This is a genomic window from Pseudomonas sp. B707, from assembly GCF_022496685.1.
GTDB lineage: Bacteria > Pseudomonadota > Gammaproteobacteria > Pseudomonadales > Pseudomonadaceae > Aquipseudomonas > Aquipseudomonas paraglycinae.
In genome coordinates, this window is record NZ_WTVE01000012.1 from 58238 (window position 1) to 73691 (window position 15454).

The following is a 15454-nucleotide window of genomic DNA, read 5'->3' on the forward strand; positions in this document are numbered from 1 at the left end:
CTTATTATTGATTCGGCTCATTTGCCCAGCTCGGCGCCGTTCGCAGTAGTCACCCGAACGCCACCCTGCCCGCTCAGGATCAGATTGCCGTTGCCGGCGGCGGTGACCGACGACAGCGAGATGCGATCCGGACGGTTGAACACGCTGAAGGTTTCGCCGTTGTCACTGCTGCTGACCACCGAGCCGCCGTTGCCGACGATGACGATGGAGCCGTCTTCGAGCAGTGTGGCACCGGACAGGCCGAACTCCAGCGAACCGCGCGCAGCTTTCAGTTCGACCTGCTCCCAGGTGCTGCCGAAATCGGTGGAGCGGTAAAGGTTGCCGCGCAGACCGTAGGCCAGCAGGGTTTGCGGCTGCGCCGTACCGATCACGCCGAACAGCGAGCCTTCGTACGGGCCTTCGAGTTTTTCCCAGGTCTGGCCCCAGTCGGCGGAGCGGAACATGCTGCCCGACTCACCGACGATGAACAGGCCGGCGTCTTTTACGGAAGCGATGGCGTTGAGGTGGAACTGGTCTTCGTTGTCGAGGCGGTCGCTGACGTCTTCCCAGTTTTTGCCGCCGTCGGTGGTTTCCAGCAGCGCGCCGTAGGCACCCACGGCCAGGCCGCTGTTGACGTCCTTGAACCAGACGTCGAGCAGCGGCGACTCACGCTTGAGGTCTTCGAACTGTTTGGTCCAGGTCAGGCCGCCGTCTTCGCTGGCGAGGATCTGTGCGTCGTGGCCGACGGCCCAGCCGTGCTTGTCATCGACGAAATACACGGCGGTCAGCAACTGGCGGCTCGGCACTTTGGCCTGGGTCCAGGTCTTGCCCTGATCGTCGGAATAGAGAATGTGCCCGCGATCCCCAACCGCCACCAGCCGGGTTCCGGCGTGAACGACATCGAGCATCAGGCTTTTCGAGGCCTTGGCCGATTCGGTGGAATAGACCACGTCGGCTGGCGCTTCGGCGGCGAGAACCGGCGCCGACAATGTGGCAAAGCCCAGCAGAGAGAGTGCTGTGGCCAGCAACGCGGTGTTGCGTAACGCCGGCGGGCGGCAACGACTCATAGACCTTCCCCTGTTTATTATTGTTGGTCATGGACCTTAAGGGCGCCGCAAGGGTGCTCACGGTGACTGCCTGGTCACAAGCATAGTCCTGAAACCCGCCATCCAGAGCCCCTTCGGAAGCTGGCTCATCCTATCGGGCATTCGAAACGTCTGACAATCGGCGCAACGTTATCTTTTGTTAACCGCGAAGGAACGGGTTGCGAGTGAATGAAGAGGTATTCGCCGGGCTGATGAGCCCGGATCTGCTGCCCCTCGTCAAAAATAATCATCCAGCTTCAACCTCTGAGCCGCATCATCTTTCAGAACCCGAATCGACTGCATGTCGCAGGGCATAGTCTCGAAGACATAACCCTTGGCCCCCGGAATTGCGACAACCGCTTTTTTTTCACTGATCAATGCCGCTCTGGCGCCATGGGGCATCCCGGGGATGGCGCATTCGCGCGGATGAAGATGAAACGAGGCGAATATCAGCGCTTCCTGAACACCTTCTTCGACATGCTTGAGAACAAAAACCCACACACTCCATGAACTGCTGACGGTGAAAAGAGACACGCCGAGGACAATCCAGCGCATGGTCGCGCGCCTGATGTGGCTACGACCGGATTTGTATTTTTTCCAGAACGGCGCTGACAGAGGATCGCGCTTCGCCGACTCGCGGAATGTCGGCTTCACTTCATTCATGAACATATATGTGACGATGACAATGAGACTGCCCAGCATCGTCGCGGCGTATAGCCAAGTGAATGCAAGTATCAGCAACGTCAGCGTCTTTTGTGCGACGGGAAACTGGGTGGCTTCGACTCGCGTGTAGTGAACGATGAAATAGTCAGCCCAGGCACTCGCAAACTGGCCGATACCCAACGTTATCAAGGCCGCGGTGAGGGCCAGCCACCAGAAGTTTTCCCTGAATTTTGCGACCAGATTGAAATATCTGATCGAGAGGACCAATGAACTCAGGCACAGGGTGACCCACACCTGCAAGACCACACTCAGATCCGCAGGGCTGCCCAGCCTGGTCCATAAAGCGAGCAACAGCAGCAGCGCCAGCGACACAAGGGTCAGCGCCGCCAGATACTCGTCGAACCCCCACCATCGAATGCTGTAGTTGAGCTTCCAGGGCCAGTGTTTCGAACCTGTTCTGACAAACATCGGGCCATCCATGCAGCGTCTGGCCACTTCCAGTACGAAAGCGAAAATCAAATAGGTAGCAATGTAGGGGAGCATTGATCGCGAGCGTCCTTTCTCTCAGATCGGACAATGTTATCTCAAGCCTTCCGCTTATCCGATCAACGCCTCTAAACATTTGAACTGCCGCCCCTGAATGGCGTGGCGCTTGCGCATGCCGTCCATCTGATCTCGTACAAATTCGAATGGGAGGCTTGCACGATCGGTATTATGGTATACCATCAGACGCACAGACACTCTTTATCCCCTACGGAGCAGCTCATGAGTTTCGAAATTCGCAAGATCGTCAGCTATGTCGAAGAGACCTTCATTGAAGGCGGCAAGGCTTCCGACACCCCGGTGACCATGGTGGGCCTGGCCGTCGTGATGAAAAACCCGTGGGTCGGCAACGGCTTTGTCGAAGACCTCAAGCCGCAGATTCGCGCCAATTGCTCCGACCTCGGCGCGATGATGGTCGAGCGTCTAGTGGGCATCATCGGCGGTGCCGAGAAGATCGAGGCTTACGGCAAAGCCGCGGTGGTCGGCGCCGACGGCGAAATCGAGCACGCGTCGGCGGTGATCCACACTCTGCGCTTCGGCAATCACTATCGCGAAGCGGTCAAGGCCAAGAGCTACCTGAGCTTCACCAACAAGCGCGGCGGTCCGGGCACTTCGATTCAGATCCCGATGATGCACAAGGACGACGAAGGCCTGCGCTCGCACTACATAACCCTGGAAATGCAGATCGAAGACGCCCCGCGCGCCGACGAAATCGTCGTGGTGCTCGGTTGCGCCGACGGTGGTCGCCTGCATCCGCGCATCGGCAACCGCTACATCGATCTGGAAGAACTGGCCGCCGAAAAAGCCCAGTAATCACAATAAAAAAGGCATTGCAGGAGCGCTCCATGATTCGGCTCACCGCTGAACTCACCCCGGCCGGCACCAGTTATCTGGCGACAGGCGTTGGCCAACCCGTGGTGTTGATCCACGGCGTGGGCTTGAACAAAGAAATGTGGGGCGGCCAGATCGTTGGCCTGGCCACGCAATACCGGGTGATCGCCTACGACATGCTCGGCCATGGCGCCAGCCCGCGACCGGCCAGCGGCACCGCCCTGCTCGGCTATGCCGATCAGTTGCTGGAACTGCTCGACCACCTGCAATTGCCCGAGGCGTCGGTGATCGGCTTTTCCATGGGCGGTCTGGTGGCGCGGGCGTTTGCCCTGCATTACCCGGACCGCCTGAAAAGCCTGGTGGTGCTCAACAGCGTGTTCAACCGCAGCGAAGAGCAACGCGCCGGCGTCATCGCCCGCACCGCTCAAGCTGCCGAACACGGGCCCGACGCGAATGCCGAAGCGGCGCTGTCGCGCTGGTTCAGCCGTGAATATCAGGCGGCCAACCCGGCGCAGATCGCCGCGATCCGCCAGACCCTGGCCGGCAATGATCCGCAGGGTTACCTGACCACCTACGAATTGTTCGCCACCCAGGACATGTACCGCGCCGACGACCTGGGTAGCATCCAGGCGCCGACGCTGATCGCCACCGGCGAACTGGACCCCGGATCGACCCCGGAAATGGCCGAGCAACTGGCCGCGCGCATTTCCGGTGCGAAGGTTGCCGTGCTGCCGGAGCAACGGCATATGATGCCGGTAGAGTCGCCACGGCTGGTGAACCAGACGCTGCTGGAATTTCTCGACACCGCACACTCCCGACAAAACCATATAAAGGGGATCGTTGCATGACGCTCGCACGCTTCCAGATGTGCATCGGCGGAGAATGGGTCGACGCCCTCTCCGGCAAGACTTTCGAAAGCCTCAACCCGGCGCTGGCCGAACCCTGGGCCGAACTGCCCGACGCTGACGAGGCCGACGTCGAACGCGCCGTTCAAGCCGCGCAGACCGCCTTCGACAGCCCGGCATGGCGTGGTTTGACCGCCACCGCGCGCGGCAAATTGCTGCGTCGTCTCGGCGACCTGATCGCCGAGAACAAGGAACAACTGGCGCAGCTGGAAAGCCGCGACAACGGCAAACTGATCCGCGAAACCCGGGGTCAGGTCGGTTATCTGCCGGAGTTTTTCCACTACACCGCAGGCCTTGCCGACAAGCTCGAAGGCGGCACCCTGCCGCTGGATAAACCCGATCTGTTCGCCTACACCGTGCACGAAGCCATGGGCGTGGTCGCCGCGATCATTCCGTGGAACAGCCCGCTTTATCTGACCGCGATCAAACTGGCACCGGCATTGGCGGCGGGCAACACCATCGTGATCAAGCCGTCGGAGCACGCCTCGGCGACCATTCTTGAGCTGGCGCGCCTGGCCCTCGAAGCCGGGATTCCGCCGGGCGTGGTCAACGTGGTCACCGGTTACGGCCCGAGCACGGGCGCCGCCCTCACCCGCCATCCGCTGATCCGCAAGATTGCCTTCACCGGCGGCGCGGCCACGGCCCGGCATGTGGTGCGCAGCAGCGCCGAGAACTTCGCCAAGCTGTCGCTGGAACTGGGCGGCAAGTCGCCGAACATTATCTTCGCCGACGCCGATCTCGACAGCGCGATCAACGGCGCCATCGCCGGGATCTACGCGGCGTCCGGGCAGAGCTGCGTCTCCGGTTCGCGACTGCTGGTGCAGGATGAAATCTACGACGAATTCGTCAGCCGACTAGTGGAGCGCGCCCAGCGCATACGCATCGGCAACCCACAGGACGACAGCAGCGAAATGGGCCCGATGGCCACCGCGCAGCAACTGGCGGTGGTTGAAGGTCTGGTGGCCGATGCCATCGCCGAGGGCGCGCGTCTGCGTCTGGGCGGCAAGCGCCCGAGCGGCGTCGGTGACGGCTGGTTCTACGAACCGACGCTGTTCGAATGCGATCGCAATTCGATGAAGATCATGCAGGAAGAAGTCTTCGGCCCGGTGGCTTCGGTGATCCGGTTCAAGGATGAAGCCGAAGCGCTGGCGATCGCCAACGACTCGCAGTTCGGCCTCGCCGCCGGCATCTGGACCCGCGATCTGGGCCGCGCCCATCGTCTGGCCCGGGACGTGCGTTCGGGGATCATCTGGGTCAACACCTACCGCGCAGTGTCGGCCATGGCACCGATCGGCGGCTTCAAGAACAGTGGCTATGGACGCGAAAGCGGCATCGATTCGGTGCTGGCCTACACCGAACTGAAAACGGTGTGGATCAACCTCTCCCAGGCGCCGATGCCTGATCCGTTTGTGATGCGTTAGGAGTCCTGCGACATGATCGAACCCGGCATTTACAAAGACGTCATGAGCTCGTTTCCGTCCGGGGTCACGGTGGTCACCACCCTCGACCCGGATGGCGGCATCGTCGGCATCACTGCCAGCGCCTTCAGTGCGCTGTCGATTGATCCGGCGCTGGTGCTGTTCTGCCCCAACTACGCTTCCGACACCTACCCGGTGCTGCGCGACAGCAAGAAGTTCGCGATCCATTTGCTGTCCGCCGACCAGACCGCCGAGGCCTACGCCTTCGCCGGCAAAGGCAAGGACAAGGCCAACGGCATCGAGTGGCATTTGAGCGAGCTCGGTAACCCGATCCTCGCCAAGGCCACGGCGATCATCGAGTGCGAGTTGTGGCGTGAATACGACGGTGGCGACCACGCGATCATCGTTGGCGCGGTGAAGAACCTGATCCTGCCGGAGCAACCGGTGACGCCGATGATTTATCACAAGGGCAAGCTCGGCGCTTTGCCGACACTGGGTTGAGCGGAGAAACACATGAGCAACGAAAAGTACGAGCAAGGCCTGAAGATCCGCACCCAGGTGCTGGGCCAAGCCTATGTGCAGCGCTCGATCGAGAACGCCGACGACTTCACCCGCCCGCTGCAGGAAATGGTCACCGAATACTGCTGGGGTCACGTCTGGGGACGCGAAGGCCTGTCGCTCAAGGAGCGCAGCATGATCAACCTGGCGATGATCTCGGCGCTCAACCGCCCGCACGAACTGAAACTGCATGTGCGCGGCGCCTTGCGTAACGGCCTGAGTCGTGAGCAAATACGCGAAATTCTGCTTCAGGTCGGTATTTATTGCGGCATCCCGGCAGCCGTGGACAGTTTCCGGCTCGCCCGTGAAGCCTTCGCCGAAGCCGACGCCGAGGCCTCCAGTTAACCCCTCGGCTGTTTTGATGCCCGTCTGGCATGGACAGTCACCTTAAAGAGCGGACCCCATGAAACGCCTGCCACTCGACGACAGCTTCAAGGTCAATCGCAACCCCGTCACCCTGCGCGAAATCGTGCTGGATAAACTGCGAAGCGCCATCATGAACTTCCAGCTGCTGCCGGGCGATCGCCTGGTGGAGCGCGATCTGTGCGATCGCCTGGGCGTGAGCCGTACGTCGGTGCGTGAAGCCTTGCGTCACCTGGAATCCGAAGGCCTGGTGGAATTCGCCGACGCCAAGGGCCCGCGCGTGGCGATCATCACCCTCGCCGATGCCGTCGACATCTATGAGCTGCGTTGCGTGCTCGAAGGCCTGATCGTCCAGCTGTTCACCCTGCGCGCCAAGGCCAAGGACATCAAGGCCCTGGAAAAAGCCCTCGACGAGAACCGCAAGGCGCTCAAGGATGGCGAGCTGCAGCAGGTGATCGACTCGGTACAGGGTTTCTACGACGTGCTGCTGGAAGGCTCGGGCAACCATGTCGCGGCCACTCAGCTGCGTCAGTTGCAGGCGCGCATCAGCTACCTGCGCGCGACGTCGGTGTCCCAGGAAAACCGTCGCGGCGCCAGTAATCACGAGATGGAAAAAATGGTCGAGGCGATCAAGAGCGGCGATCCGCTGGCGGCGCATCAGGCGTGCGTCGATCACGTGCGCGCTGCGGCTGCCGTCGCTCTCGATTACCTCAAGCGCAAACAGGAAGAGACGGGCGACACACCGCCAATCACCCTGCCCATCGCGCTGAAAGAACCGCGCATAGGTCACTGACATGTTCAGCCCGAGCTTTTGCCCGAAATGCGGTGGCGCTGACCTCAGTCAGCAAGTGCCGCCGGGCGATACGCACGAGCGCCTGATGTGCCGCAGTTGCGGCTACATCCACTACGTAAACCCGAAGATCATCGCCGGCTGCATCATCGAGCAGGACGGCAAATACCTCTTGTGCCAACGGGCAATTCCCCCGCGTCCCGGCACCTGGACCCTGCCCGCCGGTTTCATGGAAAGCGGCGAAACCACCGAACAGGCCGCCCTGCGCGAAGTCTGGGAAGAAAGCGGCGTACGCGCGGAAATCGTCTCGCCGTATTCGATCTTCAGCGTGCCGAAGATCAGCGAGGTCTACATCATCTTCCGCGCCATCGCGCTGGAAATCACTGGCGAGTACGGTCCGGAAACCCTCGCCTGCAAATTCTTCGCCCCGGAAGACATCCCGTGGGAGCAGATCTACTACCCGGCGATCCGGCAGATCCTCGAACGCTACATCGAGGAACGCCAGGCCGGGGTGTATGGCATGTACATGGGCAATGACGACAGCGGCAAGATTCATTTCATGCGTTGATCAGCCGTCACTTGCAAGGGATACAGAGCCCGGCCCGATTCCTCGGTAGATAGGTGCTCAGTCCGGCATCGCACGAATGATATCCGCCAAATCATCTTTGGTGATTTCATTGGCTTTGAGAGCAGCGGAGATGTCTTTCTTGGAGAGCGGGAAACGCTTGAAAATGTCCTTCAAGGTATCGGCATCAATATTGGAGAGCCAAAGAGGATCGATAAAAGATCCGCCATATTCAGGCTTCATTGGGACTTCTTCGTGGGCAATGGCACCTTTGTGATTCAGATACACCACATAACGATCGTGCCCTTCAGGAAAGCTTTTATCGTGATATAGCGTTGTCCCCATCGGCAGGACATAGTAATTGTCATCGCCACCTTGCCCCTCGATCAGCAGGGGTTCTTTGGTTTTAACCATCTCCAGATCGCGTCCCTTCGCACTGTTCCCGAAAATCAGAAAAGCCAGAAAGACTGCATTCACAAATAGTGCAGCCACTAGCCAGAGGCCCACTCGCCTACCTGAAAACATTCCTTTTGTCATGCGCATCAATATTCCCTTAGAGCACACCGTGCAAACCCGCAGGCATTAAATTCCGTCCGGCGGACGATCTCCTGATCCAGAAAAAAATCAAAAGATCGCGGCCACGTTCGATTCTGTAGTTCCTGCGGGTTTACAAGCAAGACGTTACGGCGCCATCCCTTCAACGATGACAATCTCCGCCCTCGCCCATTCCTCGCGATAGCTCTTCGCTTCCTGATACGCCGCCGAGCGGTAGCACGCCACGGCCTGCTCATAACTGTCGAATTCAATCACCACGCTGCGCTGTGGCGTCGCCCGCCCTTCCATTGCTTCGCTGCGCCCGCCTCTGGCTAAAAACTTCGCGCCGAACTCGGCGAACGCTTTCGGCGCGCGCTGGGTGTATTGGCTGTAGTGATCGGGATCGTTGATGTCCACGTGTGCAATCCAGTACGCCTTCATAGTGACCTCTTGGTTGATTTTGTATTATGGTATACCACGAAATTCATCCACATCGAGAGTCCAGCATGGCCTTCAACAGCATCGAAGAAATCATCGAAGATTATCGCCTCGGCAAAATGGTGTTGCTGGTCGATGACGAAGACCGGGAAAACGAAGGTGACCTGCTGCTGGCCGCCGACCGTTGCACGTCCGAGGCGATCAGTTTCATGGCCCGTGAGGCTCGGGGGCTGATTTGTTTGACCCTGACCGACGATCATTGCCAGCGCCTGGGGCTGGAACAGATGGTGCCGAGCAATGGCAGCGTGTTCAGCACGGCGTTCACGGTTTCCATCGAAGCGGCGGTCGGTGTGACTACCGGCATTTCTGCTGCCGACCGCGCTTGCACGGTGGCCGCTGCGGTGGCGCCGAATGCTCGCGCTGAAGACCTGGTGCAGCCCGGCCATATCTTTCCGCTGCGCGCCAAGGAAGGTGGCGTACTGACCCGTGCCGGCCACACCGAGGCCGGCTGTGATCTGGCGCGGTTGGCGGGTTTCACGCCCGCCTCGGTGATTGTCGAGGTGATGAACGACGACGGCACCATGGCCCGTCGTCCGGATCTGGAAGTCTTCGCGCGCAAGCACGGGATCAAGATCGGCACCATCGCCGACCTGATCCACTATCGCCTGAGCACCGAACACACCATCGAGCGCATCGGCGAACGGGAGTTGCCGACGGTGCATGGCACATTCCGTTTGATCACCTTCGAAGATCGCATCGAGGGTGGGGTGCACATGGCGATGGTCATGGGTGAGCTGCGCCGTGAAGAGCCGACGCTGGTGCGCGTGCACGTGATCGATCCGCTGCGGGATCTGGTGGGTGCCGAGTACAGCGGGCCATCGAACTGGACGTTGTGGGCGGCGCTGCAACGGGTCGCTGCCGAGGGGCATGGCGTGGTCGTGGTGCTGGCCAATCATGAGTCTTCCCAGGCGTTGCTGGAGCGCATTCCGCAACTGACTCAGCCGCCTCGGCAGTTCAGCCGCTCGCAATCGCGGATCTATTCAGAGGTCGGGACTGGGGCGCAGATTCTGCAGAACCTGGGCGTTGGCAAGCTGCGCCACTTGGGCCCGCCGCTAAAATATGCCGGGTTGACTGGGTACGATCTTGAGGTGGTTGAGAGCATTCCATTCACCGAATGACCCTGTTTGCCAGATAGCCGGTAAGGCAAAGTGCTTGCACAAAGTTTGGAATACCATAATATGATATTCCATAGACCGGACGACCTGAAAAACCGTCCAGCTACTGCTCCCGACAGGCGGGCAACAACGCAAGCCCGCTCAAAAACACAACAATGAGGGCGTAAAAATGGTGTTGAACAAAGCTGCAACCGCGATCTTTTTTGCGGGACTGCTGAGCGTGACCGGTCAGGCCGCGATGGCCGCCGAGAGTGTGAACTTTGTCAGCTGGGGCGGTAGCACCCAGGATGCGCAGAAACAGGCCTGGGCCGATCCGTTCAGCAAGGCCAGCGGCATCACCGTCGTGCAGGACGGCCCGACCGACTACGGCAAACTCAAGGCCATGGTCGAGAGCGGCAACGTGCAATGGGACGTGGTCGACGTCGAAGCCGACTTCGCCCTGCGCGCCGCCGCCGAAGGTCTGCTCGAACCCCTCGATTTCAAACAGATCCAGCGCGACAAGATCGACCCGCGTTTCGTCAGCGACTACGGCGTCGGCTCGTTCTTCTTCTCCTTCGTCCTCGGCTACAACGAGGGCAAGCTCGGCGCCAACAAGCCGCAGGACTGGAGCGCGCTGTTCGACACCAAGACCTTCCCCGGCAAACGCGCCCTCTATAAATGGCCAAGCCCCGGCGTGCTTGAACTGGCCCTGCTCGCCGACGGCGTAGCAGCCGACAAGCTCTACCCGCTGAACCTCGATCGCGCCTTCAAGAAACTCGACACCATCAAGAAAGACATCGTCTGGTGGGGCGGCGGCGCGCAGTCGCAGCAACTGCTGGCCTCCGGTGAAGCGAGCATGGGCCAGTTCTGGAACGGCCGGATTCATGCCCTGCAAGAAGACGGCGCACCGGTCGGCGTGAGCTGGAAACAGAACCTGGTCATGGCCGACATTCTGGTGGTGCCAAAGGGTTCGAAAAACAAGGACGCGGCGATGAAGTTCCTGGCCAGCGCCAGCAGTGCCAAAGGCCAGGCCGACTTCTCCAATCTGACCGCCTACGCCCCGGTCAACGTCGACAGCGTGGCGCGTCTGGACTCGACGCTGGCCCCGAACCTGCCGACTGCCTACGCTAAGGATCAGATCACTCTTGATTTCGCGTACTGGGCCAAGAACGGTCCGGCCATCGCGACACGGTGGAACGAATGGCTGGTCAAATGAAAATGGCGGCCACCGCATCCCGTCCCTCCACTGCCACCGGGAGCGCCCCGAGCGCTGCCGGCCCGGCTTCAGGCAAGGCGAGTGCCATGGCGCAAGCCCCGTCCCTCAAGCAACGCTGGCGCGGCGCCGGCAACCTCGCGCCGGCGCTGTTGTTCCTCGGTCTGTTCTTTCTCGCCCCGCTGATTGGTTTGTTGCTGCGCGGCGTGCTGGAACCGGTGCCGGGCCTCGGCAACTATGAGCAACTGTTCGCTAACTCGGCCTACGCCCGGGTGCTGTTCAACACCTTTTCGGTAGCGGGACTGGTGACGGTGTTCAGCCTGCTGCTGGGCTTCCCGCTGGCCTGGGCAATCACCTTGGTGCCACGGGGCTGGGGCCGCTGGATCCTCAACATCGTGTTGTTGTCGATGTGGACCAGCCTCCTCGCCCGCACCTATTCCTGGCTGGTGCTGTTGCAGGCTTCGGGTGTCATCAATAAAGCCTTGATGGCCATGGGCATCATCGATCAACCGCTGGAAATGGTGCACAACCTGACCGGCGTGGTGATCGGCATGAGCTACATCATGATTCCGTTCATCGTGCTGCCGTTGCAGGCGACCATGCAGGCCATCGACCCGATGATCCTGCAGGCCGGTTCGATCTGTGGCGCGAGTCCCTGGACCAACTTCTTCCGGGTGTTCCTGCCGCTGTGCCGGCCGGGTCTGGCGTCCGGCGGATTGATGGTGTTCGTGATGTCGCTCGGTTACTACGTCACCCCGGCGCTGCTGGGCGGGGCGCAGAACATGATGCTGCCGGAATTCATCATTCAGCAGGTGCAGTCGTTCCTCAACTGGGGCCTGGCCAGCGCCGGCGCCGCGTTGCTGATCGTCATCACGCTGGTGCTGTTCTACGTCTACCTGAAGCTGCAGCCGGAATCTCCGGTTGGCGCCAGTAACGCGAGGTAAGCCGACATGCTTCTGACGCCCAATGCCATGAGTCGCCGGATGCGCTTCGGCCTGTATTTCACCACCGGGCTGATCGGCCTGTTCCTGCTGTTGCCGATCGTGTTCATCGTCCTGCTGTCGTTCGGTTCGTCCCAGTGGCTGGTGTTCCCGCCACCGGGCTGGACGCTGAAATGGTACGTGCAGTTCTTCTCCAACGCCGACTGGATGAGCGCAGCGCTGGCCAGCCTCAAGGTCGCGGTGCTGACCACGATCTGCGCCGTCGCCCTCGGTTTGCCGACGGCCTTTGCGCTGGTGCGCGGACGCTTCCCCGGCCGGGAAATGCTCTACGGCCTGTTCACCCTGCCGATGATCGTGCCGCTGGTGATCATCGCCGTGGCGGTGTACGCGCTGTTCCTCAAGCTCGGCTACACCGGGACGATGTTCGCCTTCGTCGTCAGCCACGTGATCGTCGCGCTGCCGTTCACCATCATCTCGATCATCAATTCGCTGAAGCTGTTCGATCAGTCGATTGAAGATGCGGCGGTGATCTGCGGCGCCTCGCGCCTGCAAGCGGTGTTCAAAGTGACGTTCCCGGCGATTCGTCCGGGCATGGTTGCCGGCGCTCTCTTCGCCTTCCTCGTTTCGTGGGACGAAGTGGTGCTCAGCGTGATGATGGCCAGCCCGACCCTGCAAACCCTTCCCGTGAAAATGTGGACCACCTTGCGCCAGGACCTGACGCCAGTGATCGCCGTCGCTTCGACGCTGCTGATCGGCCTGTCGGTATTGGTCATGGTGATCGCCGCCGCGCTGCGCCGGCGCAACGAAATCAGCGCATGAGCGCCAGGAGTACGACATGAGTGCCGTGATCAAAGACGCATCCCAGCAGAGCGACAAACCCCTGGTCAGCCTGCGCAACCTGAACAAGCACTACGGCGATTTCGCAGCCGTGGACAACATTTCGCTGGACATCAAGGACGGCGAATTCCTGACTTTCCTCGGCTCCAGCGGCTCGGGCAAAAGCACCACGTTGTCGATGCTCGCCGGCTTCGAAACCCCGAGCAGCGGCGAGATCCTGGTCAACGGCCAGTCGCTGGTGAACGTGCCGCCGCACAAGCGCGACATCGGCATGGTGTTCCAGCGTTATTCGCTGTTCCCGCATCTGTCGGTACGCGACAACATCGCGTTCCCGCTGGCGATCCGCAAACTCGCTGCAGCCGAGCGTGACAAACGCGTCGATGCGATGCTGAAACTGGTGCAGCTCGAACAATTTGCCCATCGCCGCCCTTCGCAACTGTCTGGCGGCCAGCAGCAACGGGTCGCCATCGCCCGGGCGCTGGTTTACGAACCGCGCATTCTGCTGATGGACGAACCGCTCGGCGCGCTGGACAAGAAACTGCGTGAAGACTTGCAGGATGAATTGCGCCAGCTGCACCGCCGCCTCGGCATCACCATCGTCTACGTGACCCACGACCAGGAAGAAGCCATGCGCCTGTCCCAGCGCATCGCGATTTTCAGTCACGGCAAGATTGTCGGGCTCGGCAGCGGGTATGACCTTTATCAGAATCCGCCGAATGCGTTTGTGGCGTCGTTTCTCGGTAACTCGAACTTTCTCAAGCTCAAGGCGCAGGGCAATGCGGCGGCGAGTTTTGAGGGGCAGTCGCTGTCGATCCGTCTCACCGCTGGATTGCAGACCGGGCAGGATGTTTTGTTGATGGTGCGTCCGGAGAAGGCGTTGGCGTTGAGTGTGCAGCAGGCGGCGAGTGAGCCATTGGCGGGGGGCTGGAATGAGGTTTCGGCGAAGGTGGTCGAGGTGTTGTTTCTGGGTGAGAGTCAGACTTGCAGTGTGGTCACGTCGGGTGGGACTTCGATGACAGTGAAGGCGTTGTCGGCGGCGGGGATGCCGCTGAAGGCTGGGGATCCGGTTCGGGTGCGGTGGGCGACGGCGGATGCTTGCGTCTATACCGAGTGGGCTGAGAGCGATTTGAACAAAGCGGCGGGGGCTCATTAACACCGAGTCGCCTGCCCGCCCTCACCCCAGCCCTCTCCCGGAGGGAGAGGGAGCCGATTGGGGGATATTGAAGAGATATGCCGACCTGAAGGAGCTGCTTTGAATCCACAATCAACACGGTCTTTCAGGTCGATGTAGTGCGCCAGACAACTCGGTAGGCTCCCTCTCCCTCCGGGAGAGGGCTGGGGTGGGTAAAGACCGGGTACATCCTTTACGTTTGAGACCGGGGACATGGTTTACAGGTATCAATCATGGTCAGGAGGTGCTGACCATGCCCTGGAATCAAGAGTCCCCGATGGATCAACGAGTGAAATTAGTCAGTGACTGGCTCAGTGGCAGCTACACCAAGAGCCAATTGAGCCGGCGTTATGGGGTCAGCCGGCCAACCGTCGATAAGTGGCTGGATCGGTATGCAGCGCTCGGTGTGGATGGCTTGAAAGAGCAATCCCGCAAGCCTTTGAACTGCCCTCATCAAACCCCGGATGAAATCATCGCCACATTGCTGGCCAAGAAAAACGAGCATCCGGATCGAGGTCCCAAACAGATCATTGATCGCCTGCGAAAGTCCGATCCACAGATCCCATGGCCGGCCGCGAGCACTGCTGGTGAGTGGTTGAAGAAGGCTGGCTTGGTCATTGCGCGGCGCCCTTATCCTTTGCGCCCGCGTGCTCCGACGCATTTACGCCCGGCCGATGAACCCAACCAGACCTGGTGTGCCGACTTCAAAGGGCAGTTCAGGATGCAGGACGGCAATTGGTGCTATCCGCTGACCATTACCGATCAGATGAGCCGCTATCTGCTGCTCTGCCGGGCGCTGCCCGGCACGCACAGCGAGCCGACGCGACAGGGATTCGAATGGGCTTTCCGGGAGTTTGGATTGCCGGACGTAATCCGCACAGATAACGGGGCGCCTTTCGCATCGACCGGTTTGGCGCGGCTGTCGAAGCTGTCCGTCTGGTTCATCAGGCATGGCATCCATATCGAGACAATCACACCAGGGCGTCCTGACCAGAACGGTCGACACGAACGGATGCACCGCACCCTCAAAGCAGCGGTACTGCGAACACCTGCGGAAAATCTCGTACGCCAGCAGCTGGCCTTTGAAGAGTTCGTTCAGGACTTCAACCATGATCGACCACACACCGCACTGGGCATGAAACCGCCGGCTTCCGTATACAGACCTTCGTTGCGCCCGTATCCGGGCTACTTGCCCGCGGTCGAATATGGCCCTGAGGTTGAGGTACGCAAGGTTCGTTCGAACGGCGAGTTCAAGTGGAAGGGGCAACGAATGTTTTTGGGCGAGGCGCTGATCGGCGAGGACATCGCGCTGAAGGAAGTGGCTGATGACGTGTGGGAGCTGTACCTTTGCAACTTCTGTTTAGGCAGGCTTGAGCGCGGTGCCAACCGCGTATCAAGCCTGTAAAAGGTGTAAACGATGTCCCCGGTCTAATGTGTAAAGGATGTACCGGTCTCTACAGTGAGGG

Annotated in this window: 17 protein-coding genes; 13 read left to right on the plus strand and 4 right to left on the minus strand. The window is 60.5% G+C overall.

What is annotated here, in order from left to right; genetic code table 11:
• Positions 1-17: 17 nt before the first annotated feature.
• A complete protein-coding gene (locus GQX66_RS04615; protein ID WP_085746236.1) occupies positions 18-1046 on the minus strand; it encodes a YCF48-related protein in 1029 nt (342 codons plus the stop codon).
• 255 nt (positions 1047-1301) lie between these two features.
• Positions 1302-2270 (minus strand): hypothetical protein, encoded by a 969-nt coding sequence (locus GQX66_RS04620; RefSeq protein ID WP_240867036.1) that lies wholly within the window; start codon positions 2268-2270, stop codon positions 1302-1304.
• A gap of 222 nt (positions 2271-2492) precedes the next feature.
• Between GQX66_RS04620 and GQX66_RS04625 the strand changes: the two genes are divergently transcribed.
• Genes GQX66_RS04625 through GQX66_RS04655 form a run of 7 tightly spaced genes read left to right on the plus strand, consistent with a single transcriptional unit; the run spans position 2493 to position 7703 of the window.
• Positions 2493-3083 (plus strand): amino acid synthesis family protein, encoded by a 591-nt coding sequence (locus GQX66_RS04625; protein WP_007957412.1) that lies wholly within the window; start codon positions 2493-2495, stop codon positions 3081-3083.
• Between the two features lie 32 nt (positions 3084-3115).
• On the plus strand, positions 3116-3949 hold the full coding sequence (locus GQX66_RS04630; protein ID WP_240867039.1) for an alpha/beta fold hydrolase: 834 nt from the start codon (positions 3116-3118) through the stop codon (positions 3947-3949).
• On the plus strand, positions 3946-5427 hold the full coding sequence (locus GQX66_RS04635; RefSeq protein WP_085603065.1) for an aldehyde dehydrogenase: 1482 nt from the start codon (positions 3946-3948) through the stop codon (positions 5425-5427). The genes GQX66_RS04630 and GQX66_RS04635 overlap by 4 nt, the downstream gene beginning before the upstream one ends.
• 12 nt (positions 5428-5439) lie before the next feature.
• Positions 5440-5925: a flavin reductase family protein gene (locus tag GQX66_RS04640; protein ID WP_007957406.1), complete on the plus strand. Its 486-nt coding sequence runs from the start codon at positions 5440-5442 to the stop codon at positions 5923-5925.
• 12 nt (positions 5926-5937) lie between these two features.
• The gene (locus GQX66_RS04645) at positions 5938-6327 is read left to right on the plus strand and encodes a carboxymuconolactone decarboxylase family protein (protein ID WP_134023300.1); all 390 of its coding nucleotides are present in this window, start codon (positions 5938-5940) and stop codon (positions 6325-6327) included.
• Positions 6328-6385: 58 nt separating this feature from the next.
• Positions 6386-7138: a GntR family transcriptional regulator gene (locus GQX66_RS04650; RefSeq protein WP_039766879.1), complete on the plus strand. Its 753-nt coding sequence runs from the start codon at positions 6386-6388 to the stop codon at positions 7136-7138.
• 1 nt (position 7139) lies between these two features.
• Complete coding sequence (locus GQX66_RS04655) at positions 7140-7703, plus strand: NUDIX hydrolase (RefSeq protein ID WP_240867051.1); 564 nt, start codon at positions 7140-7142, stop codon at positions 7701-7703.
• Positions 7704-7760: 57 nt separating this feature from the next.
• Here the strand turns inward: GQX66_RS04655 and GQX66_RS04660 are convergent, their stop codons facing one another.
• Both GQX66_RS04660 and GQX66_RS04665 read right to left on the minus strand, forming a co-directional pair.
• A complete protein-coding gene (locus GQX66_RS04660) occupies positions 7761-8243 on the minus strand; it encodes a hypothetical protein (RefSeq protein WP_240867055.1) in 483 nt (160 codons plus the stop codon).
• A gap of 138 nt (positions 8244-8381) precedes the next feature.
• Complete coding sequence (locus GQX66_RS04665) at positions 8382-8675, minus strand: DUF1330 domain-containing protein (RefSeq protein WP_085746231.1); 294 nt, start codon at positions 8673-8675, stop codon at positions 8382-8384.
• Positions 8676-8740: 65 nt separating this feature from the next.
• Here GQX66_RS04665 and ribBA point away from each other — a divergent pair, with 65 nt between their 5' ends.
• The 6 genes from ribBA to GQX66_RS04695 all read left to right on the plus strand — a co-directional run bounded on the left by ribBA (position 8741) and on the right by GQX66_RS04695 (position 15393).
• Positions 8741-9850, plus strand: a complete 1110-nt coding sequence (gene ribBA / locus GQX66_RS04670; RefSeq protein ID WP_240867058.1) for a bifunctional 3,4-dihydroxy-2-butanone-4-phosphate synthase/GTP cyclohydrolase II — start codon at positions 8741-8743, stop codon at positions 9848-9850.
• A 166-nt stretch (positions 9851-10016) separates the two neighbouring features.
• Entirely contained in the window at positions 10017-11042 is a 1026-nt protein-coding gene (locus tag GQX66_RS04675; protein WP_240867069.1) for an ABC transporter substrate-binding protein, read from the plus strand.
• On the plus strand, positions 11039-11983 hold the full coding sequence (locus tag GQX66_RS04680; protein WP_085746229.1) for an ABC transporter permease: 945 nt from the start codon (positions 11039-11041) through the stop codon (positions 11981-11983). The genes GQX66_RS04675 and GQX66_RS04680 overlap by 4 nt, the downstream gene beginning before the upstream one ends.
• 6 nt (positions 11984-11989) lie before the next feature.
• Positions 11990-12799: an ABC transporter permease gene (locus tag GQX66_RS04685; protein ID WP_007957396.1), complete on the plus strand. Its 810-nt coding sequence runs from the start codon at positions 11990-11992 to the stop codon at positions 12797-12799.
• Positions 12800-12815: 16 nt separating this feature from the next.
• Entirely contained in the window at positions 12816-13970 is a 1155-nt protein-coding gene (locus tag GQX66_RS04690) for an ABC transporter ATP-binding protein (protein WP_102688317.1), read from the plus strand.
• Between the two features lie 271 nt (positions 13971-14241).
• A complete protein-coding gene (locus tag GQX66_RS04695; RefSeq protein WP_074690342.1) occupies positions 14242-15393 on the plus strand; it encodes an integrase core domain-containing protein in 1152 nt (383 codons plus the stop codon).
• Positions 15394-15454 lie beyond the last annotated feature (61 nt).

Bases quoted from the DNA above. Each gene is read 5' to 3' on its own strand.
- GQX66_RS04615 (WP_085746236.1), bottom strand. From the start codon at position 1,046: ATGAGTCGTTGCCGCCCGCCGGCGTTACGCAACACCGCGTTGCTGGCC.
- GQX66_RS04620 (WP_240867036.1), bottom strand. From the start codon at position 2,270: ATGCTCCCCTACATTGCTACCTATTTGATTTTCGCTTTCGTACTGGAA.
- GQX66_RS04625 (WP_007957412.1), top strand. From the start codon at position 2,493: ATGAGTTTCGAAATTCGCAAGATCGTCAGCTATGTCGAAGAGACCTTC.
- GQX66_RS04630 (WP_240867039.1), top strand. From the start codon at position 3,116: ATGATTCGGCTCACCGCTGAACTCACCCCGGCCGGCACCAGTTATCTG.
- GQX66_RS04635 (WP_085603065.1), top strand. From the start codon at position 3,946: ATGACGCTCGCACGCTTCCAGATGTGCATCGGCGGAGAATGGGTCGAC.
- GQX66_RS04640 (WP_007957406.1), top strand. From the start codon at position 5,440: ATGATCGAACCCGGCATTTACAAAGACGTCATGAGCTCGTTTCCGTCC.
- GQX66_RS04645 (WP_134023300.1), top strand. From the start codon at position 5,938: ATGAGCAACGAAAAGTACGAGCAAGGCCTGAAGATCCGCACCCAGGTG.
- GQX66_RS04650 (WP_039766879.1), top strand. From the start codon at position 6,386: ATGAAACGCCTGCCACTCGACGACAGCTTCAAGGTCAATCGCAACCCC.
- GQX66_RS04655 (WP_240867051.1), top strand. From the start codon at position 7,140: ATGTTCAGCCCGAGCTTTTGCCCGAAATGCGGTGGCGCTGACCTCAGT.
- GQX66_RS04660 (WP_240867055.1), bottom strand. From the start codon at position 8,243: ATGCGCATGACAAAAGGAATGTTTTCAGGTAGGCGAGTGGGCCTCTGG.
- GQX66_RS04665 (WP_085746231.1), bottom strand. From the start codon at position 8,675: ATGAAGGCGTACTGGATTGCACACGTGGACATCAACGATCCCGATCAC.
- ribBA (WP_240867058.1), top strand. From the start codon at position 8,741: ATGGCCTTCAACAGCATCGAAGAAATCATCGAAGATTATCGCCTCGGC.
- GQX66_RS04675 (WP_240867069.1), top strand. From the start codon at position 10,017: ATGGTGTTGAACAAAGCTGCAACCGCGATCTTTTTTGCGGGACTGCTG.
- GQX66_RS04680 (WP_085746229.1), top strand. From the start codon at position 11,039: ATGAAAATGGCGGCCACCGCATCCCGTCCCTCCACTGCCACCGGGAGC.
- GQX66_RS04685 (WP_007957396.1), top strand. From the start codon at position 11,990: ATGCTTCTGACGCCCAATGCCATGAGTCGCCGGATGCGCTTCGGCCTG.
- GQX66_RS04690 (WP_102688317.1), top strand. From the start codon at position 12,816: ATGAGTGCCGTGATCAAAGACGCATCCCAGCAGAGCGACAAACCCCTG.
- GQX66_RS04695 (WP_074690342.1), top strand. From the start codon at position 14,242: ATGCCCTGGAATCAAGAGTCCCCGATGGATCAACGAGTGAAATTAGTC.